Raw genomic sequence first — 20,517 nt, forward strand, 5'->3', positions numbered from 1 at the left:
TGCTGCGCAGAATCAGGCGTAGTAGTCGACCGCACTGGAACCGATGACGCTGGTCGCCGTGGCGGCCACTTCGGCCACCGTCGGTGCGATGTCTTCGTCCATGCCATCGAGGCGGCCGCCGCTGGCGCTGGTGCGGCCGTTCTGGCCCCGTTGCGCCTGATCCTGCCCCTGACCCTGCCAGCCACGGGACTGGTCAGAGACATTGACGTCGACCTGGCCCATGCCCTGCTGCGCGAACATGTCACGCAAGCGGTGCATCTGACCATCCAGCGCTTCACGAACGCTGGGGTGCGCGCTCATGAACGTCACCTGGGTCTGCTGATCCGGAACCATGTTCACCCGGATGTCGAGCCGCCCCAGTTCAGCCGGCTGCAACTGGATATCCGCCGCCTTGAGGTTGGCACTGGACAGGTACATCACCCGGTTGACCACTTCTTCGGTCCAGCCGCTCTGATGCATGGCGATCGGTTGATTCACCGGCAAGGCATTCGCGGTTTTCGGCGTGGCCGCCTGGGTCAGCGCCGCCAGCCGGTTGGCGAAATCATCGACGCGGGTATCGCTGGTCGCAGATTTCAAATCCTTGAGGCCGTCTTCGATCAACCCGCTGAACGCCTTCTCGCCGCCCTGGCTGGTGCTGTCCTTGTCGGCCTGCACATCCAGCATGCTGGCCATGCCAGCGGCAAAATTCTGCGCTGAGGTCGGTTCGCCGTCGGCCTGGGCCTGGGCGGACGTCGGGGCTGCCTTCGGCTGCGCCTGGCTGGCAGCCGAAATATGCCCACCCTGCTCCATCGCCATGCGCACGGCAGGTAACGCATCGAGTGGATCGGCTTCGGGGTCGAAATCGCTATCCACCGCCGCAGCGGGTGGAGCGACGGTGGCTGCCGCAATGACCGGCACGTCCACTTGCGGTTGCTCAGTGGCGACCACGGGTGGCACCTGCGCAACAGGGGCCGCCACCACCGGTGGCAATGCAGTCAGCAACGAAGGATCGAGAGCGGGATCGGCCGGAGTCGCGTCAGCGACTGGCGTTTGGGCAGCCTCATCACTGTCGGTCTTGTCGTCGCTCGACGCCGATTTGTCGGCGGGCAAGGATTTGCCGCTACCGGCAATCGCCGACGCTGGGGCGGCAGACTTATCGTTGTCGACGTCTTTTTTGCCGGGGCCGTCGGGGGTTTTGTCACGGGCCGGTTTAGCCGAGCCGTCAGACGCCGCAGACGGCTTGTTCTGGGCTTGATTGGCGTAGACCTTAGCGAAGCTGGACGCCTTGTCCCCGGGCTCAGTGGACTGCGCCGGTGTATTGGCGGAGGCAGCTTGAGTCTTGGCCTGCGCGGCGGCCTGAAGCAGGATATTGGGGGTAACGGGCATGAAAACGGTCTCCGCTGCACTGGAATCGTAGGTACAGTGATGGAGATTACTGCAAGGGTTGAGCCAGCTTTGCTCAAGCCACGTCAAAAACGCCGGACGGCGGTATTTTCGGCGAGAGAGCGCTGTCTTTCGGCTTCATAAAGAGGACGAATAATGGCGAACTCACCATCGATTTCGCCGACCAGTTGCTCGATGCCTTGCAGGGGTTTCTCCTTGCTGCGCTGCTCCAGCTCATGGCACAGCTGCGCTAGGCGAATCGCTCCCATGTTGCTGCAGCTGCCTTTGAAGCTGTGCGCGGTTGCACCGAGCGTCTCGGCATCACCCGCCCTGTGCAACAGACTCAGGCGTTCTTCGGAATCGGCGAGGAAGGTATCCAGCAACATCGAATACTCATCCTCCATGACCTCTTGCAACGCGCTCAGCACGTCACGGTCCAGATGTGTGTCAGCCACTTGCTCACTCCTTGATCAAGAATGCGTGGATTATGCCAGAGCCTCCCAGAAAAACTCCACGCGGGCAGTACGACCATCGTCGGACCAGTTGGCGTTCCCGCTCAACTGGCGAATCAGACTGACGCCCCGGCCCGACAGACGGACGTCATCCATCGGGCGCGCCATCACCCTTTCGACATCAAACCCCTTGCCACTGTCTTCGACCCGAATGACCAGGCAACCGCCATCCTCCTTCGGCGAGACCTGCAAATGCACTCGCACATAGCCGTCCTGCAACGCGTCCAGACGCGCATTGCGCTGCTGATAATAACGGGTAAACCCCAGGGCATCGCGCTTGAGGCTTGAGTCCAGGCCCAGTACGCCATGCTCCAGCGCGTTGGAATACAGCTCCGCAAGGACGCTGTAGAGCGCCCCGCTCTGGGCGCGCAAACCGTGGACTTCCAGCAGCAATTGCAGGAGATACGGCAGCGGATTGAAGCGCTTCAAGGTGGCGGCGCGAAACTCGAAACTCACCGACCAGTCCAGCGGGCAGGACTGGCCGCTATCGGAATAGACCAGCGCCGGCGGACTCAGCTGCGCTGCGTCCAGCAGGCTGATTTCAACCATGCTGACATCGTCGCGGGCCTCACCGCGAAAATCCCGCAGTGCCTGCTCGATGTCCTCGAACAGCCGATCGGGGTCACGGTTGGCGGCAAACACCTGCTGCAATCGCTCGACACCAAACAACTGCTCGTGGACGTCGCAGGTGTCGATCACCCCGTCGGACAACAGGAACACCCGATCGCCGACGGCCATTGGAAAGACTTCGGTGCGGTCATCGAAGGTCGGCGGGCTCAACACGCCGAGTGGCAAATGCCGGGCTTTCAGCGGCGTGCGCTCGCCGCTGGCCATGTTGTGCAGATAACCGTCCGGCATTCCGCCGTTCCAGACCTCCACCGAACGCCGCTGAAAACTCAGGCACAGCAACGTCGCACAACAGAACATGTCGACCGGCAGGATGCGCTTGAGCTTGGCGTTCATCTCCCGCAGGGTTTCCGACAGGCCATAGCCTTTGGCCGTCATGCCGTAGAAGACTTCGGCCAAGGGCATGGCACCGACGGCAGCCGGCAAGCCGTGACCGGTGAAATCCCCCAGCAGCACATGCATGTCGCCGGCCGGAGTGAAGGCCGCCAGCAGCAGGTCGCCGTTGAACAGCGCATAGGGTGATTGCAGGTAACGGATGTTGGGAGCGTTCAGGCAGCCAGAATGGGCGACTTTGTCGAAAACGGCCTTGGCCACCCGCTGCTCGTTGAGCAGGTAATCGTGGTGCCGCGCGATCTGGTCACGCTGCTGCAACACCGTGGCCTGCAAGCGGCGCAAGCGGTCCATGGCCTTGATCTTGGCCGCGAGGATCACCTGGTTGTAGGGCTTTGCCAGAAAGTCGTCGCCGCCGGCCTCCAGGCAACGGGCCAGGGCTTCGCTTTCGGTCAGCGACGTCAGGAAGATGATCGGCACCAGGGTTTCCCCGGCCAGTGCCTTGATCTGTCGGGCGGCTTCAAAACCGTCCATCACCGGCATCATCGCGTCCATCAGCACCAGCTGCGGTCGTTGCTGGCGAAACGCCTCGACCGCTTCGGCACCGTTGGCGGCCGTGAGCACTTCATGGCCCTGGCGCCGGACGATACTCGACAGCAGCATGCGGTCAGCCGCGCTGTCTTCAGCGATCAGTATCGTCAGTGGTTCGAACATCGGCTGCATGGCGCTCACGCCACGTCAAAAATCTGTTCGAAGTTGGAGATGGCGAGGATCTTGCGCACATCGGCGTTGGCGTGGGTCAAGCTGATCTCGGCGTTTTCGCCACCGGCGTGATCACGTAGCAGCAACAACATGCCGAGCGCGGAACTGTCGAGGTAGGTCGCGTCCTTCAGGTTCACTTCGAAGGATTCGGGCCTTGGCTGAAGGTTTTCGTAGGACTCACGAAATTCCTGATGCTTGGCGAAATCGAAACGTCCCTTGATCGATATCGTCAGTTTTTGTCCATCCGGAGAGACTTCTGTAACGACTGACATTGAACGGCTTCCTTGTCATTGGTGAACATGCTTGTACAAGGTTTAGCACTTGGCCGGGTTGGCGGCAAGGCTGGAAATCTGCGGGTATTGGAGGACGCCTTCGCGAGCAAGCCCGCTCCCTCAGGTTTTCTGCGGTTGCTGTGGGAGCGGGCCTGCTCGCGAATGAACGATAACGCGGCCCCACTGACTCAATACGGATTCTCGCGCGGCAAACGCTGCGACAACTCATCCAGCAACTTCTGCTCGCGCTTGTCTTCCAACTGCCGCGCCTCGTCGGCATAACGCTGAACCAGCTTGCGCAACCCCTCGACCCGGGCAAAGGCCTGCTGCCAGGTTTCCCGTGCCTTGTTCAGATTGTTCTGGTGCCACGCCAGGCTCTGCCGCTGTTGATCGATGGCCACGCCCAGTTGCGCCAGGAAGCCTTGATAGCCCAGCAACCATTGACCCGAGACGCCGCTGCTGCCGCGCACGATCCACTGCTCCTGATAATCGAGGCGGAAGGCTTCAAGGTCAGCGAGTTTGCTTTCCGCCAGACGCACCTGGCCCTGGAAGTGGCCCAAGCGCTGCACGGCCGTTTTCTCGGCCTTCTCGGCCATTTCGACCACCGGCGCCAGCCGCCCTGCCCGACTCTGGGCCATGACCGGTTAACCGCCAGCCGCAGGAGCGAAGATCGAGCCGAGGTAGGCTTCGCTTTCGCCCAGGCTGATGCTGTCGTTGAGCCCTTGGCGCAGGTACTTGACCAGTTGCGGTTGCAGGGAAATCGCCAGGTCGGTTTCCCGATCGCCGCCGGCGACGTAGGCGCCCACGCTGATCAGGTCGCGGCTCTGTTGATAGCGCGACCACAGCTGCTTGAAATACTGCGCGCGAACCATGTGTTCCGGCGACACCACCGACGGCATGACCCGGCTGATGGACGCTTCGATATCGATGGCCGGGTAATGCCCTTCTTCGGCCAGACGCCGGGACAGGACAATGTGCCCGTCGAGCACACCCCGCGCCGCGTCGGCGATCGGATCCTGCTGGTCATCGCCTTCGGACAGCACGGTGTAGAACGCGGTGATCGAGCCGCCGCCCTTCTCGGCGTTACCGGCGCGTTCTACCAGTTTCGGCAACTTGGCGAACACCGACGGTGGATAACCCTTGGTCGCCGGCGGCTCGCCGATGGCCAGGGCGATTTCCCGCTGGGCCTGGGCAAAGCGCGTCAGCGAGTCCATCAGCAACAGGACGTTCTTGCCCTTGTCGCGAAAATATTCGGCGATGCGCGTGCAGTACATCGCAGCGCGCAGCCGCATCAGCGGCGCATCGTCCGCCGGGGATGCGACGACCACCGAACGCTTGAGGCCTTCTTCACCGAGGATGTGCTCGATGAATTCCTTGACTTCGCGCCCCCGCTCGCCGATCAGCCCGACGACGATAATGTCGGCTTCGGTAAAGCGGGTCATCATGCCCAGCAGCACACTCTTGCCGACGCCGGTACCGGCGAACAGCCCGAGCCGCTGGCCGCGACCGACCGTCAACAGGCCGTTGATCGAACGAATGCCCACGTCCAGCGGTTCGCTGATCGGATGGCGTTTGAGCGGGTTGATCGTCGGGCCGTCCATCGGCACCCAGTCCTCGGCCTTCATCCCGCCCTTGCCGTCCAGCGCACGACCGGCGCCGTCGAGTACCCGCCCGAGCATGCTCATGCCCATCGGCAAACGACCGGTGTCGGCCAACGGCACCACGCGTGCACCGGGCGCAATGCCGGCGACGCTGCCGACCGGCATCAGGAACACTTTGCTGCCGGAGAAACCCATGACTTCGGCTTCGACCTGCACCGGGTGATAGCTGTCGTCGTTGATCACCATGCAGCGGCTGCCCATGGCGGCGCGCAAGCCTTCGGCTTCGAGGGTCAGGCCGACCATACGCAGCAGGCGGCCTTCAAGGATCGGTGCGCCGGCCAGTTCCGTGGCCTCGGCGTAACTGCCCAGGCGCTTGGCGAAGCTGGTGCGATCAAGGCGCATCGGGGTTTTCCGGTTCAGCTTCGACGACGGGTTTGGCGTCGATCGGCAACTCCAGGCTCAGGTCCGGCGCGGCCGGGTGCAAAGCCTGCTCGTGCAATTGGTCGAACAGCTTGTCCATGACCCGCGCCACGCGAGTTTCGATGGTGGCGTCGATGCGACTGTGCTCAGTCTCGACCCGGCAACCGCCAGGCAACAACGCTTCGTCCTCGACGATGCGCCAGGTTTCTTCATGGCGCTCGCGCAGGGCTTTGACCTGTTCGAAATCCTGCGGATTGATGTACAGCCGCACGTTGCCCACGCCCAGCGGCAACAGTTTGAGCGCATCGCGCATGACATGCTCGATCTGCGTCGAGTCGATGGCCAGCTCACGCTGAATCACTTGTTTGGTGATGTGCTGCACGAGGTCGACCAGGGATTTCTCGATTTGCGTGTCCTGCTCAGCGATAGGCTCGAACAGGTGCGCCATCAATTGCTCGAGGCCGGCGATCTTGGCAGCCAGGGCCACTTCGGCTTCCTGACGAACCTTGAGCGTGGTGCTGTGGAAACCTTCTTTCTCGCCCGTCGCGAAGCCTTCGTTGTAGGCTTCCTGACGGATGGTTTCGAGTTCTTCGAGGGTCAGTGGCTGGACTTCCTCCAGCGGCACTTCCTCCATTTCCGGCGGCTCGGGTTCAGGTTCTGGCTCGGGCTCCGGCACATGCGGATCGAAGCTGGGCAACGACCAGACGTCGAAACCACCGACGTCCTTGGCCCGGATCAGGTCGGTCTGGGACTCATCATGTTTGGACGACATAGTGACCTTAGATCATCTCTTCGCCGCCCTTCCCGCCGAGAACGATTTCTCCGGCTTCGGCCATACGGCGAGCAATGGTGAGGATTTCTTTCTGTGCGGTCTCCACGTCGCTGACGCGTACCGGGCCCTTGGCTTCGAGGTCGTCGCGCAACAGTTCGGCCGCTCGTTTGGACATGTTCTTGAAGATCTTTTCCTTGACCCCTTCGTCCGAGCCTTTGAGGGCGAGGACCAGCACGTCGGACGACACTTCGCGCAACAGCGCCTGGATGCCGCGGTCGTCGACATCGGACAGGTTGTTGAACACGAACATGAGGTCTTCGATCTGACCGGACAGGTCTTCGTCGACTTCGCGGATCGAGTCCATCAGCTGACCTTCGATCGAGCTGTCGAGGAAGTTCATGATGTCGGCCGCGCGCTTGATGCCGCCCAGGGTGGTGCGCGAGGCATTCGAGTTGCCGGAGAACTGCTTCTCGAGAATCTGGTTGAGTTCTTTCAGGGCCGCCGGCTGCACGGTGTTCAGCGAGGACACGCGCAGGATGATGTCCAGGCGCACCTTGTGGTCAAAGTTGCCCAGCACTTCACCGGCCTGGTCCGGATCGAGGTACGCCACGACGATCGCCTGGATCTGCGGGTGCTCGTAACGGATCACATCGGCAACGGCGCGCGGCTCCATCCACTTCAGGCTGTCGAGGCCACTGGTGTTGCCGCCCAGCAGGATGCGGTCGATCAGGCCATTGGCCTTGTCTTCGCCCAGGGCCTGGGTCAGCATTTTGCGCACGTAGTCGTCGGAGCCGACACCCAGACTGGTCTGGTCGCCGACGATGTCGACGAACTCGCTCATCACCTGCTCGACCTGCTCGCGGTGCACGTTGCCCATCTGGGCCATGGCCACACCCACGCGCTGGACCTCTTTCGGTCCCATGTGGCGCAGCACTTGCGCAGCATCGGTGGACCCGAGGGACAGCAGCAGAATCGCGGCTTTGTCGACCTTGGTCAGTTTGGCGGCGATGGCTCGGTTATCACTCATCTGCGTTAATCCACTCTTTCACGACCTGGGCCACACGGCCCGGGTCTTCAGCCACCAGATTCTTGATTGCGTTCAACTGAGCGTCATAGCCTTCGCTCGGGCTTGGCAGCAGGATGCTTTGCGGGCCACCGAGGCTGACGCGGTCGTTGGCCAGTTCGCCGTCCAGGCCGCCCATGCCGCCGAGTTCCACGTCGCTGCCGATGCCCAGCTGTTTGCCTTTGCCACCGCCGGTGATGTTGTTGAGCACCGGACGCAGCACGCCAAACACCAGCACCAGGATGAACAACACACCCAGCACTTGCTTGACGATGTCCCAGAACCACGGCTGGGAGTAGAACGGAATATCGGCGATCACTTCACCGCGTTCGGCGGAGAACGGCATGTTGATCACGCTGACGCTGTCGCCACGGCTGGCATCGAAACCGACGGCGTCCTGCACCAGGCGAGTGAAGCGCGCCAATTGGTCGGCGCTCCACGGTGCCCGGGTAGTTTCGCCATTTGCCGCGTTGACACTGACCTGATCGTCCACCACCACCGACACCGACAGGCGATTCAAACGGCCCTGTTGCTGCTTGGTGTGGCTGATGGAACGGTCGAGTTCGAAGTTTTTGGTGGATTGTTGACGCTTGTCCGCCGGGTATGGCGCGAGCATTGGCTGCCCGGTCGCCGGGTCCATGATTTGCTGGCCGTTGGCATCCAGCAATGGCTGGCCTGGCTGCACCATGCCAGCCTGCGCGGTAGCGCCACCGGTGGTTTGCGGCGCGGAAGCCGGTGCAGGTGGCTGGTTGCTCAGCGCACCCGGCACACCTTGCGGACCATTGCTGGCGGTGCGTTGCTCGTTGACCGACTGTTCGCTGCGCAAGGCCGGCTGGTCCGGATTGAACTGCTCGGAGGTCGATTCGACGGCACTGAAATCCACATCGGCCGAGACTTCGGCTTTATAGCGGTCGTTGCCCAGTACCGGTTGCAGAATGTTGTGCACGCGCTGGGTGAGCATGCTTTCCATGCGACGGCTGTAATCGAATTGCTTGCCGGCCATGGTCAGTTCGGAGTTTTCCGCCTGATCCGAGAGCAGGTTGCCTTTCTGGTCGACGACGGTGATCTGCGATTTGCTGAGTTCGGGAACGCTGGTTGCCACCAGGTTGATGATCGCCAGCACCTGACCCGGCTCCAGCGAACGACCGGAGTACAGCTCGACCAGTACCGAAGCGCTTGGCTTGCGCTCATCGCGCACGAACACCGAACTCTTCGGAATCGCCAGGTGCACGCGAGCACCCTTGACGTTGTTCAGGCTGGAGATGGTCCGCGCCAATTCACCTTCGAGGCCGCGACGGTATCGGGTCGCTTCCATGAACTGGCTGGTGCCGAGGCCCTGGTCCTTGTCGAGGATCTCGAAACCGATGTTGCCGTCGCTGGGAGTGACACCAGCGGCCGCGAGTTTGAGTCGCGCACGGGACAGGTCATCGGCCTTGACCAGCAAGGCACCGGAGTTCGGTTCTACGGTATAGGGAATGTCAGCGGAGGCCAGGGTGTCCATGACCTGCTTGGCGTCCATGCCGGCAAGGCTGCCGTAAAGAGGCCGGTAGTCCGGCTGTTGGGACCACAACACTACGGCGAAGCCAATCGCCACGCTCGCCGCCAGGCCGACCAGCAGGCCCACCTGACGCAGCATGGTCATCTCGGAGAGGTTTTCCAGGAAGGACAAGCCGAACAGCGGCGGTTTGCCGTCTATCGGGGTGGCCTTGGCCGGAACATTATCGGCGACTGCTTCTGCCATGACTCAATCTCGTCCTTAAACCGGCATCTGCATGATGTCTTGGTAAGCCTGAACCAGCTTGTTACGCACTTGGGTCAACGCTTGAAACGACACGCTGGCTTTCTGCGAGGAAATCATCACGTCCGTCAGGTCGACGCCGCTCTTGCCGATCTCGAAGGCGTTGGCCAACTGGCTGGACGCCTGCTGGGTATCATTCACTTTATTGACGGCCTGGCCGAGCATGTCGGAAAAGCTGCTGCCACTCAGTTCTGGGACGGCGGCAGTCGATTTCGGCGCCGACATGGCATCCATTTGCATGGAGCGCATGTCCAGCATCAAACGATTGAATTCAATACCTTGACTCATGATTTCTCTCTTTGACGAACGACGTCATTGGCGGCCCGCAATTTTTTGACACTCACTCAGCGGTTACTGAGGTGTTAGCAACAACGGTGCCAGCTCCACCGATGCCACAAACAAAACACACTCCCCTGTAGGAGCGAGCTTGCTCGCGATGGTGGTCAACGATGACGTGCGCTATCTGAATGCGCGCGGCGCTCTTGCGTTTCTCGCGAGCAAGCTCGCTCCTACAGGGGGTGCGTCAGGTGGCGAACAGGTAAGCTTCCACGTCCATTCCGGCATCGCGCATTTGCGCCAGTTTGTAGCGCAAGGTTCGCGGACTGATGCCCAGGCGTTCGGCGGCCTCCTTGCGGCGACCGCGCTCGGAACGCAGGGTGTCGATGATCATCTGGAATTCCCGGCGACGCAGATCGTCCCCGAGCGCTCCCGCCGACTCGGCCTCGACCTCCACGGCACGCACCGGCACCACAGTCGGCAACGACGCATAGACCACCGGCCCGACGAGGCAGAAATCCTGAGGCTGGATCAAACCGCCCTGCTGCAGAATCAATGCACGCTGAATCGCGTTGTCCAGTTCCCGCACGTTACCCGGCCACGGATAACCGATCAGACACGCCTGGGCCTCGGGCGACAATCTCGCTGCGGCATGCTTCATTTTATTGACGTGCTTGGCCAGCAGGCGCTCGGCCAGTGGCAGGATGTCGGCGGTGCGCTCGCGCAGCGGACGCCAGGCCAGCGGAAATACCGACAGGCGATAGTAGAGGTCTTCACGGAAACGCCCCGCCGCCACTTCCCCGGCCAAGTCACGGTTGGTGGTGGCGACCACACGAATGTCCAGGGTGATGGGTTTGCGTGCGCCCACTCGCTCGACTTCGCGCTCCTGCAACACGCGCAGCAACTTGGCTTGCAGACCGAGGGGCATTTCGGAAATTTCGTCGAGCAGAATGGTGCCGCCGTCGGCCTGCTCGAACTTGCCGGCCTGGGCTGCGATGGCGCCGGTGAACGAACCTTTCTCATGCCCGAACAAGGTCGCTTCGAGCATGTTGTCGGGAATCGCCGCGCAGTTGATGGCAATGAACGGCTGACTGGCGCGATGGGAATGCTGATGGATGTAGCGCGCCAGCACTTCTTTGCCGGTCCCGGACTCGCCCGAGATCAGCACCGTGGAATCACTGCGCGCCACGCGGGCGGCCAGCTCCAGCAATTGCGCGCTGGCCGGCTCGAACGCCACCGGCCCTTCGCCGTCGGGAGCGCCGAGACTGCCCAGCGCATGGCGCGCCACCAGATCCAGCAGCGCCTTGGGCTCGAATGGTTTGACCAGATAATCCACCGCGCCCTGACGCATCGCATCGACCGCCCGCTCCACGGCGCCATGCGCCGTCATCAGCAACACCGGAAGTTGCGGCTGACGAGCGCGCAACAACCCGAGCAGTTGATGGCCGTCCATGCCCGGCATATTCACGTCGCTGAGAACCAGATTGAAGGCCTCGGCGCCAACTGCCTGCAGCGCCTCTTCCGCCGAACCGACAGCCTGGTAGTCGTGTCCGGCGAGCAGCAGCGTATCCGCCAGCGCCTCGCGCAACGAGCGGTCATCCTCGACCAGTAGAACCTTGATTGCCATGTCCTTCACTCCGCTCCCTGAGCGCTGAGCCTGTCACCCGAAAAGAGTGGCAGGATCACCTGCGCACACGTGCCGCGACCGGGCCGCGAACGCAGGCGCAATTCACCCTGATGCGCACGCGCCACGGCCTTGACCACGGTCAGGCCCAGGCCGGTTCCGGTGGTTTTGGTGGTAAAAAAGGGTTCGCCGAGGCGCGCCAGCACTTTCGTATCGATGCCGCAGCCGCTGTCGCTGACCGACACCCGCAGGTTGTTGTCGCGGCTGTAGAGATGGACTTTCAAACGAGCGTCACCGGCGCTGGCCTGGATGGCGTTCTCGATCAGGTTCAGGATCGCGCCGACCAGGGTGTCGCGATTGCACAGCAATTCACCCGCATGGCTGTCGCACTGCCAGCGAATCGGCAAATCCTGCACATGGGTCAATGCCGCCGATTGCAAGGACTGCATCAGCATCTTCGGCGTGACGCGATCGGTCAGCGGCAGTTCGCCGCGCGCAAACACCAGCATGTCGCGCACTTGATGTTCCAGCTCGTGCAGGCGCTCTTTCAAGCGTCCGGCAAAACGTTGCTGCGTCGCCACCGGCAGCGCTTGCTCAGTCAAATGGCTGGCGTAGAGCAACGCGGCGGACAACGGCGTGCGGATTTGATGGGCCAGCGATGCAACCATCCGGCCGAGGGACGACAGGCGTTCGTGACGGGCCAGTTGATCTTGCAAGTGACGGGTTTCGGTCAGGTCATTGAGCAGCACCAGTTGACCGGGCTCGGCATCCAGCGAGCGAGTGGCGATCGACAAGCGTCGGCCGTCTTTGAGCGAGATTTCATGACCGTCGTCTTCGCGGGGCGCAAAGCAACGGGCAATGACATGGCGCCACAGTTCGCCCTCGAGGGGCAGACCCAGCAGTTCGCAAGCCGCGGGATTGGCTTCGCGCACGATGCCCTGGGCGTCGATGACGATGACACCGCCCGGCAACAGATCGAGAAGGTTTTGCAGGCGGTTGGCCAGGCGTTCTTTTTCCGCCAGTTCCTGCATGCGCTGGGCGCTGACTACCGCCAGCTCACCCTTGAGCTCGGTGACCCGGGCTTCAAGCAGGCTGTAGGAATCGGTCAGTTGGCTCGACATCTGGTTGAACAGCGCGAACGCCTGCTCAAGGCCAAGCCGGCTCGCCTGTTCTACGGAGGACGAGTGCCCCGAAGCGTCAGGGACAGGAGACATCTGGGCGGCTTGGGGCATCGTGCTCTCTCGCTTGGCTGACCGTCAGTGAAACGGAACGTTGCGAGGGATGTAGCAATACCCGTGCCTAAAAAAAACCGCCTACAGATGAATGACTTGAAAAACAGGCGTCAATCATCCGCCTGTTCATCACCGTCGCGACGGCTCATGCCGTACTTGCGCATTTTCTCCACCAGCGTGGTGCGACGAATCCGCAAGCGCTCGGCTGCCCGCGCCACGATGCCATTGGCATCATCCAACGCCTGCTGAATCAGCCCTTGTTCGAGGCCACCGAGGTAGTCCTTCAGGTCCAGGCCTTCCGGTGGCAGCATGGCGTTGGCGCTGAAGTCCGGCGTATGACCATTGATGGCCACCCGTTCTTCCAGATCGCTGCGCAGGCTGTCGACCAGTTGTTCGTCTTCGTCGTCGACGTAGCGGAATTTCTTCGGCAGCTCGACCACGCCGATCACCCCGTATGGATGCATGATCGCCATGCGCTCCACCAGGTTGGCCAGCTCGCGGACGTTGCCCGGCCAGCCGTGACGGCACAGCGACATGATCGCCGCGGAGTTGAAGCGGATCGAACCGCGTTTCTCATGCTCCATGCGCGAGATCAGTTCGTTCATCAGCAGCGGGATGTCTTCGACGCGCTCACGCAGCGGCGCCATCTCGATCGGGAACACGTTCAGGCGATAGTACAAGTCTTCGCGGAAGGTGCCGATCTCGATCATGCTTTCGAGATTCTTGTGCGTCGCCGCGATGATGCGCACATCGACGCTCTGGGTCTTGTTGCTGCCCACGCGTTCGAAGGTGCGCTCTTGCAGGACACGCAGCAACTTGACCTGCATCGGCAGCGGCATGTCGCCGATTTCATCAAGGAACAGCGTGCCACCGTTGGCCAGCTCAAAACGCCCGGCGCGGCTGGTGATGGCCCCGGTGAAGGCGCCCTTCTCATGGCCGAACAGTTCGCTTTCCAGCAACTCGGCCGGGATCGCCCCGCAGTTGACCGGTACGAACGGCGCGTCACGACGCTTGGAGTGATAGTGCAGGTTACGCGCGACCACTTCCTTGCCGGTGCCGGACTCGCCGAGGATCAGCACACTGGCGTCGGTATCGGCGACTTGCTGCATCATCTGGCGCACGTGCTGAATCGCCCGGCTGGTGCCGACGAGACTGCGGAAAAGATTGGGTTCGCGGTGACGACCGCGCTCGCGGGCCTGGTCGTACATCTCGCGATAGACCTGGGCACGGTGCAGCGAATCGAGGAGTTTGCTGTAGCTGGGCGGCATTTCGAGGGTCGAAAGCACCCGGCGACGCTGGTCTTCCGCAAGGTCGACGGAAGAATTATCGCCCATCAGCAAAACCGGAAGGAACTCATCCCAGGTAGAGAGTGTCTTTAACAGGCCCGGAAGTGCGCCAGGAGCGTTGACTGTCCCAATGAGGACACAGATCACTTCACGACTTGATGACAAAGAGCCGACCGCCTGCTGCCAGTCATGGCTACCGCAGGGTAAATTTTCTTCGCCAAGAAAATTTAAAATCACCGCCAAATCGCGGCGGCGGACGCTATCGTCATCAATCAGCAGAATTTTGGTTTCACGCCACATGCAATAGCAACTTCCCTAGTCAACTCAATGCCCGAAAGTAGGGGGGCAAGCTAGACGCTTGCAGACACGTTGTGCCTGTAGACGCCTGAAATCTGCAACCAGCCACTAGTTAAGTCAAAAAACCGTGCACAGTCAAATTTATGGCGCACATGTCTGGATTAACAGCGGATTAATTAACCAAACAGATGGTAAACCTTTGCCGCGCTCTGTGCTTGATGGATCTGCGACATCTCATCAACTATTGCCTGCCTCTCTCCGGTCGCAGCCTCGAGAAGTTGCTTGTAGACCCCCAGCAACTCTTCGAGGTTGTCACGCAACGCGGCCTCGTCCACCGAAGCTTCACTCAAGACGTCTTCCATGCAGGAACGGCAAGCCAGGTCCAATTCACCAATGGCCTCCCAGTTTCGCTCGGCCAGGGCACCGACCAGGCCATCACGGGTTGCTTCGATTCGCTGCAATACAAGACTCATGGTGATCTCCTTAAAACTGCGGACCCGGCACGGCGATAGCGTCCCAGCCGTCTTTGACGGTGCGAAGCAGATCGGCGACTTCGTCGAGAATCTTTGGATCGGCACTGACGTTCGCCTCGGTGAGGCGCTTCATCATGTAGGTGTAAAGGTTATCCAACTCACCCACGCTTTCGAGGGAATTCTCAAGATCCAGGCCTTCGCGCAAACCACCGATGATGCCGATGGCCTTGCCGATGAAAATGCCCCGATTGGGAATATCCTTGCGCTCCAGAGCACCTTTGGCCTGGGCAATACGGTCGAGACCACCCTCCATCAGCATCTGCACGAGACGGTGAGGACTGGCTTCGGAGGTTTGCGCCTGAGCGCCAATCTTCTGGTATTGGCGAAGGGCTAACATTGGATTCATGTTGTACCTCATCAGAAATCTGTGGTTCGTATAAACAATATATCGACGGTGCGTCAAAAAACTTTAGCCGCCAAACACAAAAGCCCGGAGCGTTGTACGACGCTGCCGGGCTTTTGGCGTTACTGGATTATCAGCTGTTCTTCTGCTGCGCAGTCATCGCTTCGAACATCGAAGTGATGTTGCTTGCAGTGGCTTTCAGTTTGCCGACGAGGGTATCCATGTCGTTGTACTTTTTTGTCAGTACAGCGGTCAGGGATTCGACCCGGCGATCCAGCGCAAGCTGATCGTTTTCCAGTTTCGTCTTTGTTTTCGCCAGCGCAGTGTTGCGGGTATCGAGAATGCCACCGGTCTCTGTGTAAGGCGAAATAGCCTTGTCCATGCGCGAGAGCAGGCCATTGTCACCGGAAAAGAGGGTCTGCACTTCACCGCCGAGCTTCTTGTCGTTCATCGCCGTGGTGAACTTGACGGAGTCGAAGTTCAGTGCACCGGTTTTCTGGTCGGTTGTGATCCCCAGCTGAGACAGCACGGTCAGTTTTCCGCTATTGCCCGTCTCGGACAACGGCCCGCGCATGGCCGCCAGGATCGAACGCGGCATTGAATCGCCGGTCAGCGCTGCCGGAATGGTCGGATTGCCGCTGTCGTCGAGCGATGGCTTGGTCAGCGAGGTGATCGCGTTGGCTACCGCGTTGTAGGCATCGACGAATTTCTGAATCGAGGCTTTCAAGCCATCGGTGTTGGCAGTGACGAGCACTTGCGAGTCGCCTGTACCCGACAAGGTCATCGACAGTCCCGAAACGGTCTTGTCCAGCTTGTTGGAAGGGCTGGTGATTGCCAGGCCGTCCACGGTGAACTTGGCATCCAGCGCGATCGAGCCGACAGCACCCGACGAGGTTGCACTCGGCGTAGCGGAAATGACCTGCTTGCCGTCGACTTCCAGACCAGGAACGCCGGAGAGCGAAATATCGCTGCCCGCACCGGTATTGACCGAGCTGACTACCAGGCGCGAGCCGAAGTTATCGGTCACGACGTTGGCGCTCAGACCGCTGAACTGGTACTTGTCGTTCAGTGCCTTGGCGACGGATTCAAGCGTGGAATTGGCTGGAATGGCGAGGTTGTAGGTCTTGTCAGCACCACCAGGCGTTCCCTGGGTAATCGTCAATACGCCGACGGCACCGCCGTTGACGGAGGCTTTCGAGCCATCCGCAAACGCAGCCGAGGCGATTTTCGAACCGGTGGCGAGTTGCTCGACGTGAATCTTGTAGATGCCGTTGACCGCCGAGTTGCTGGCGGTCGCCGAAAGCACTTTCGGGTCGGATGAGCTGGCGGCGAAACCGGTGAACTGAGGTTCGGTGGTGTTGCCCAGGGTCTTCATCGAGGCCTGGAACGTGGCCAGCAGCGACTTCAACGTGCCAACGCCGGAAATCGACGCGGTGTTGGTCGTGGTGCCACGGTCGATCTGACCTTGCTTGGCCGCTTTATCGGCGTTGACCAGTGCCTTGACGATAGCACCGGTATCGAGGCCCGAGCCTAAGCCCGTGCCCGGTAGAATTGGACTTGCCATGTAGATCTCCCTTCAGTGTCTCGCCGGTCTTTTGACCACTACAACGCCCAAAAGAACATAGCAACAAATTTCATGCCAGCTGTCAGACTTTTGCGCTGAACAGCAGACTGCTTGCGTCATTCAAGCTATTGGCCAACTTCAGGACTTCTTCGTTGGGGATCTGACGGATCACCTCACCGGAGTCGCTGGCAATGACTTTGACGACTACCTTGCCTGAAGGCTCATCGATCGAGAACTCCAGGTTGCGCTTGACCGACTGGACGAACTTTTCAATTTCTTGAACGGCCATCTTCAGTTTGTCCTGCTCGCTTACTGCATCCTTGGGCTCATCCTTGACCAATGCCACGGGTGCAGCATCGGCTCGAGGCTTTTCCGCAGCGGCATCAGCAACGGGTGTTGCCGGCTTCGTTGCAGGATAAGACAAGTTCAGCTTCACGCTCATATCCATGTCCATCACCTCTCTTTAATCAAAAAAGCGAGAGAGCGCGACAAGCGCACTCCCCCGCCAAAACTCATCAGCTATTACTGAAGCAGCTTCAGTACAGCGGATGGCAGTTGGTTGGCCTGAGCCAGAACTGCGGTGGAAGCTTGTTGCAGAGTTTGTTGCTTGGTCAGCTGTGCAGTTTCAGCAGCGAAGTCGGTATCTTGTACGCGACCCAGTGCAGCACTGGCGTTTTCGTTGATGTTCTGCAAGTTGGCGATGGTGCTGGTCAGACGGTTTTGCGCAGCACCCAGGTCAGCACGGCTGGCGTTGATGGTCTTCAGAGCGTCGTCGATTGCGCCAACGGCTGCCGAGAAGTTGGTTTCGGCAACGGTGGTGTCCGAACCGGCGATGGTGATAGCCGAGGTGATACCCAGGCTGACAGCATCGAACTTGGCAGTCAGGTCCAGTTTGATCTGGTTGTCGCTGCCAGTGTTGGAACCCACCTGGAAGGTCATGGTGCTGGCGGAACCGTCGAGCAGGTTCTTGCCGTTCAGGTTGGTGGAGCCAGCGATACGGGACAGCTCGGACGCCATCTGCGAGAACTCTTTGTTCAGAGCATCGCGGTCGTCGGAGCTGTTGCTGTCGTTTCGGGATTGAACAGCCAGTTCACGCATACGTTGCAGGATGTTGGTTTGTTCCTGCATCGCGCCTTCAGCGGTCTGAGCGATGGAGATACCGTCGTTGGCGTTTTTGATCGCCATGGTCTGACCACGAATCTGCGAAGTCATACGGGTAGCGATCTGCAGGCCGGCGGCGTCGTCTTTGGCGCTGTTGATTTTCAGGCCGGAAGACAGACGAGTCATCGAAGTCGACAGAGCATCGGAAGCCTTGTTCAGGTTCTTCTGAACGTTCAACGATGTAACGTTAGTGTTTACTGTTAAAGCCATGACGAATTCCTCGTTGGTTGGGTACTGCGGCTTCCGGCCCTGGCAACCGCCGGGTGTGGCCTAGAGAACCTTCGTAATAGTTATCGTCGTCATGGCAGGTTGCTTGAGGGCTTTTTTAAAAAAAATTACTAGCAGACTGCCACCCCCCGTAAATCAAGGACTTGGCACTGACCCAGGATTAAAAAAATGACGTCAGAAAAGACGTCACTCAAAATTTCAGACAAAAAAATAGCGCTGACGGCGGGCCGGCAACGCTATTGAAACGCTTATAGAAGATCAGCCGCGATAAAGAATCGCCGATCCCCACGACAATCCCACGCCAAAACCGCTGATGGCCACGCGGTTCCAGTCAGAGCTCAGCACATGTTTTTCGAGCAACAACGGAATGCTCGACGAAACCGTGTTGCCCGTCTCGACCATATCCTTGATGAACTTTTCAGGCTCGCCTTCGAAACGCCGCGCGACCGCATCGACAATGGCCGCACTGCCCTGGTGGATGCAGAAAGCGTCGATATCGCTGGTCTGCAACGCCGACTCGTCCAGCAACTCGTGCAAGTGAGCGGGCACTTTCAACAATGCAAAGTTGAATACCTGACGCCCGTTCATGAAGAACACGCCGTCGCTGACTTTCAGGTGCGGCGCACCGGAGCCGTCAGTGCCGAACTTGGATTTGCCCAACAACCACGGCGCATCCTCCGCCATCCAGGTCGCGGTAGCCGCATCGCCGAAAAGCATGGTGGTGTTGCGATCTTCAGGATCGACGATTTTCGAATAAGGGTCGGCGGTGATCAGCAAGCCATTCTTCAGGCCTGCGGCTTCCATGAAGCCTTTCATAGCGTAGATGCCGTAGACGTAGCCAGAGCAGCCCAACGAGATATCGAACGCGGCGACATGAGTCGGCAGACCCAGCTTGTCCTGCACGATGGCAGCCGTATGCGGCAAGCCTTCTTCGTCACCGTTCTGGGTCACGACGATCAATGCGTCGATGGATTCGCGCTTCAGATCAGGGTTGTTGGCAAACAACGCATTGACCGCTTCGACACACAGGTCCGAAGTTTCCTGCTCAGCGCCTTTGCGCGGCAGAAAGGCCGAACCGATCTTGCCCAGGATAAATTCTTCATCCTTGGCGAATTTGGCACCCTGGGCGTAGTTATCCACACCGGCGGTCGGCACGTAACTCGCTATGCTTTTTATGCCAATCATCATGGCTTCCCGATCATAAACTGCGACTAGGTTCACCCCGAAAAAGCTCAGGGGCGCATCAAAATGGTTGATTCCCGGAACCGGACCCATCGCCCGACCCGGGGAACACAATACAGTGAAGATGCACTTTATGACCTATGCGTCACGCCGTTAAGCACACGAATGCAATTTTTCACGTCCCGAAGGAAAAAATACTGTCGCAAAAAACCTACTTGTGCTGCCCACCGGCTTCACGGACCCATTGCGCCATGCTGTCGATCGAATGGTCCAGAGATGTCCAGTCATCAAGGCCCAAGCCCCTGGCTTTTTGAATGTCCGGCACGTAATAGGAGCGAGCCTGCGCGGCGTGATCTTGTCCAAGGATCCTCACGCATTTACCGGGCGCAATTCGCGCGACGACCCTATGCGCCAGTTCCGCAATGGTCAGGGCCTTGTCCGAACCGACGTTGTAAGCATTGGCAGCATCGCCCCGCGCCAGCAAGGTCAGCAACCAACCCGCCAGATCAGCACCATGAAGGTAGCTGCGCACTGCCGTGCCGCTCGACTTCAACACCAACTCGTCATGCCACAAGGCATCCCGAACGAAATTCCCTATTGCGAAATGCTCATTCAGAGAAAGGCCGGGTCCTGAAAATGCGAAACAACGGGTCGACACAATCTCCAATCCATACCGTTCACCGTAGATCGCTGCCAACGTTTCCTGTGCACGCTTGGCTTCGGCGTAGGCACTGCCAACCAGAAGGCTGTCGCAAGCCCCTTTGCCGGTTTCAGGCACGGGCACCCCATAATCAAGCGCGCCGTATTGTGCTCCGGTCCCGGTGAACAACACTCGTCTGGCCCCGGTCCGCACGGCCGCATCAAGTGCATTGCGCGCTCCGTTCAACACGGTGTCGTAGATTCGCAATGGATCGGCCTGACCACCGGCCAGCGTGTCGGTGGCAGCATGCAGGACCATATCGAAGGTGCGCCCCGGGGGGATTTCCATGACATCCTGAACATCGCTCTTCAGCCAGCTGATCCAGCGTGCATCGGCGTATTCAGGGTACTTGTGGAGAAACACCTCTGGAGATCGTGAAACGGCCATTACCTCGATAGCCGCGCCGTCGTGATTCAGGCGTGCCAGTGTGGCAAGCAGCCATTGACCAAAAAAACCAGTACTGCCAGTGAGCAACAAACGCTTGCCCGCCAAAAGCTGCCAGAGGTCGAGGTGGCCGAGAATTCGGTGAATCTCAGCGGCCACAACGGGAGATGCCAAGGTGACACGCATCC

The 20,517-nt window shown here is 60.0% G+C and carries 20 protein-coding genes; all 20 read right to left on the minus strand.

All coding sequences use genetic code 11. The features are described from left to right. Window positions 1-12: 12 nt before the first annotated feature. On the minus strand, window positions 13-1,365 hold the full coding sequence (locus NTD84_RS05355) for a flagellar hook-length control protein FliK (protein WP_262163961.1): 1,353 nt from the start codon (window positions 1,363-1,365) through the stop codon (window positions 13-15). Window positions 1,366-1,448: 83 nt separating this feature from the next. Beyond that, window positions 1,449-1,817: an Hpt domain-containing protein gene (locus NTD84_RS05360; RefSeq protein WP_262163962.1), complete on the minus strand. Its 369-nt coding sequence runs from the start codon at window positions 1,815-1,817 to the stop codon at window positions 1,449-1,451. A gap of 30 nt (window positions 1,818-1,847) precedes the next feature. Then, window positions 1,848-3,554: a fused response regulator/phosphatase gene (locus NTD84_RS05365; RefSeq protein ID WP_262163963.1), complete on the minus strand. Its 1,707-nt coding sequence runs from the start codon at window positions 3,552-3,554 to the stop codon at window positions 1,848-1,850. 5 nt (window positions 3,555-3,559) lie between these two features. Next, complete coding sequence (locus NTD84_RS05370) at window positions 3,560-3,865, minus strand: STAS domain-containing protein (RefSeq protein ID WP_262163964.1); 306 nt, start codon at window positions 3,863-3,865, stop codon at window positions 3,560-3,562. Window positions 3,866-4,053: 188 nt separating this feature from the next. Next, a complete protein-coding gene (gene fliJ / locus NTD84_RS05375; RefSeq protein ID WP_262163965.1) occupies window positions 4,054-4,503 on the minus strand; it encodes a flagellar export protein FliJ in 450 nt (149 codons plus the stop codon). A gap of 6 nt (window positions 4,504-4,509) precedes the next feature. After that, window positions 4,510-5,868, minus strand: coding sequence for a flagellar protein export ATPase FliI (gene fliI / locus NTD84_RS05380; RefSeq protein ID WP_262163966.1), 1,359 nt, complete (start codon window positions 5,866-5,868; stop codon window positions 4,510-4,512). Further along, entirely contained in the window at window positions 5,858-6,658 is an 801-nt protein-coding gene (fliH, locus tag NTD84_RS05385) for a flagellar assembly protein FliH (RefSeq protein ID WP_262163967.1), read from the minus strand. Before fliH ends, fliI begins: the two co-directional genes overlap by 11 nt. A 7-nt stretch (window positions 6,659-6,665) precedes the next feature. Continuing rightward, a complete protein-coding gene (fliG, locus tag NTD84_RS05390; protein WP_262163968.1) occupies window positions 6,666-7,685 on the minus strand; it encodes a flagellar motor switch protein FliG in 1,020 nt (339 codons plus the stop codon). After that, window positions 7,678-9,462 (minus strand): flagellar basal-body MS-ring/collar protein FliF, encoded by a 1,785-nt coding sequence (fliF, locus tag NTD84_RS05395; protein WP_262163969.1) that lies wholly within the window; start codon window positions 9,460-9,462, stop codon window positions 7,678-7,680. Before fliF ends, fliG begins: the two co-directional genes overlap by 8 nt. Before the next feature lie 15 nt (window positions 9,463-9,477). Beyond that, a complete protein-coding gene (gene fliE / locus NTD84_RS05400) occupies window positions 9,478-9,807 on the minus strand; it encodes a flagellar hook-basal body complex protein FliE (protein WP_017337179.1) in 330 nt (109 codons plus the stop codon). Between the two features lie 235 nt (window positions 9,808-10,042). Continuing rightward, window positions 10,043-11,422: a sigma-54-dependent transcriptional regulator gene (locus NTD84_RS05405; RefSeq protein ID WP_262163970.1), complete on the minus strand. Its 1,380-nt coding sequence runs from the start codon at window positions 11,420-11,422 to the stop codon at window positions 10,043-10,045. A gap of 5 nt (window positions 11,423-11,427) precedes the next feature. Next, window positions 11,428-12,651: a sensor histidine kinase gene (locus NTD84_RS05410; protein ID WP_410017330.1), complete on the minus strand. Its 1,224-nt coding sequence runs from the start codon at window positions 12,649-12,651 to the stop codon at window positions 11,428-11,430. Between the two features lie 110 nt (window positions 12,652-12,761). Continuing rightward, window positions 12,762-14,237, minus strand: a complete 1,476-nt coding sequence (locus NTD84_RS05415) for a sigma-54 dependent transcriptional regulator (protein WP_262163971.1) — start codon at window positions 14,235-14,237, stop codon at window positions 12,762-12,764. Window positions 14,238-14,410: 173 nt separating this feature from the next. Beyond that, window positions 14,411-14,707, minus strand: a complete 297-nt coding sequence (locus tag NTD84_RS05420; RefSeq protein WP_262163972.1) for a flagellar protein FliT — start codon at window positions 14,705-14,707, stop codon at window positions 14,411-14,413. Window positions 14,708-14,717: 10 nt separating this feature from the next. Next, on the minus strand, window positions 14,718-15,113 hold the full coding sequence (gene fliS / locus NTD84_RS05425) for a flagellar export chaperone FliS (protein WP_262163973.1): 396 nt from the start codon (window positions 15,111-15,113) through the stop codon (window positions 14,718-14,720). A gap of 130 nt (window positions 15,114-15,243) precedes the next feature. After that, window positions 15,244-16,674, minus strand: coding sequence for a flagellar filament capping protein FliD (gene fliD, locus NTD84_RS05430; RefSeq protein ID WP_262163974.1), 1,431 nt, complete (start codon window positions 16,672-16,674; stop codon window positions 15,244-15,246). An 82-nt stretch (window positions 16,675-16,756) separates the two neighbouring features. Continuing rightward, window positions 16,757-17,122 (minus strand): flagellar protein FlaG, encoded by a 366-nt coding sequence (locus tag NTD84_RS05435; RefSeq protein WP_262163975.1) that lies wholly within the window; start codon window positions 17,120-17,122, stop codon window positions 16,757-16,759. Window positions 17,123-17,196: 74 nt separating this feature from the next. Further along, window positions 17,197-18,045: a flagellin domain-containing protein gene (locus tag NTD84_RS05440; protein ID WP_262163976.1), complete on the minus strand. Its 849-nt coding sequence runs from the start codon at window positions 18,043-18,045 to the stop codon at window positions 17,197-17,199. 276 nt (window positions 18,046-18,321) lie between these two features. Beyond that, on the minus strand, window positions 18,322-19,248 hold the full coding sequence (locus NTD84_RS05445) for a ketoacyl-ACP synthase III (protein WP_262163977.1): 927 nt from the start codon (window positions 19,246-19,248) through the stop codon (window positions 18,322-18,324). A gap of 208 nt (window positions 19,249-19,456) precedes the next feature. After that, on the minus strand, window positions 19,457-20,515 hold the full coding sequence (locus tag NTD84_RS05450) for an NAD-dependent epimerase/dehydratase family protein (RefSeq protein ID WP_262163978.1): 1,059 nt from the start codon (window positions 20,513-20,515) through the stop codon (window positions 19,457-19,459). Window positions 20,516-20,517: the final 2 nt, after the last annotated feature.

Source organism: Pseudomonas sp. 14P_8.1_Bac3 (assembly GCF_025466085.1).
Taxonomy (GTDB): domain Bacteria; phylum Pseudomonadota; class Gammaproteobacteria; order Pseudomonadales; family Pseudomonadaceae; genus Aquipseudomonas.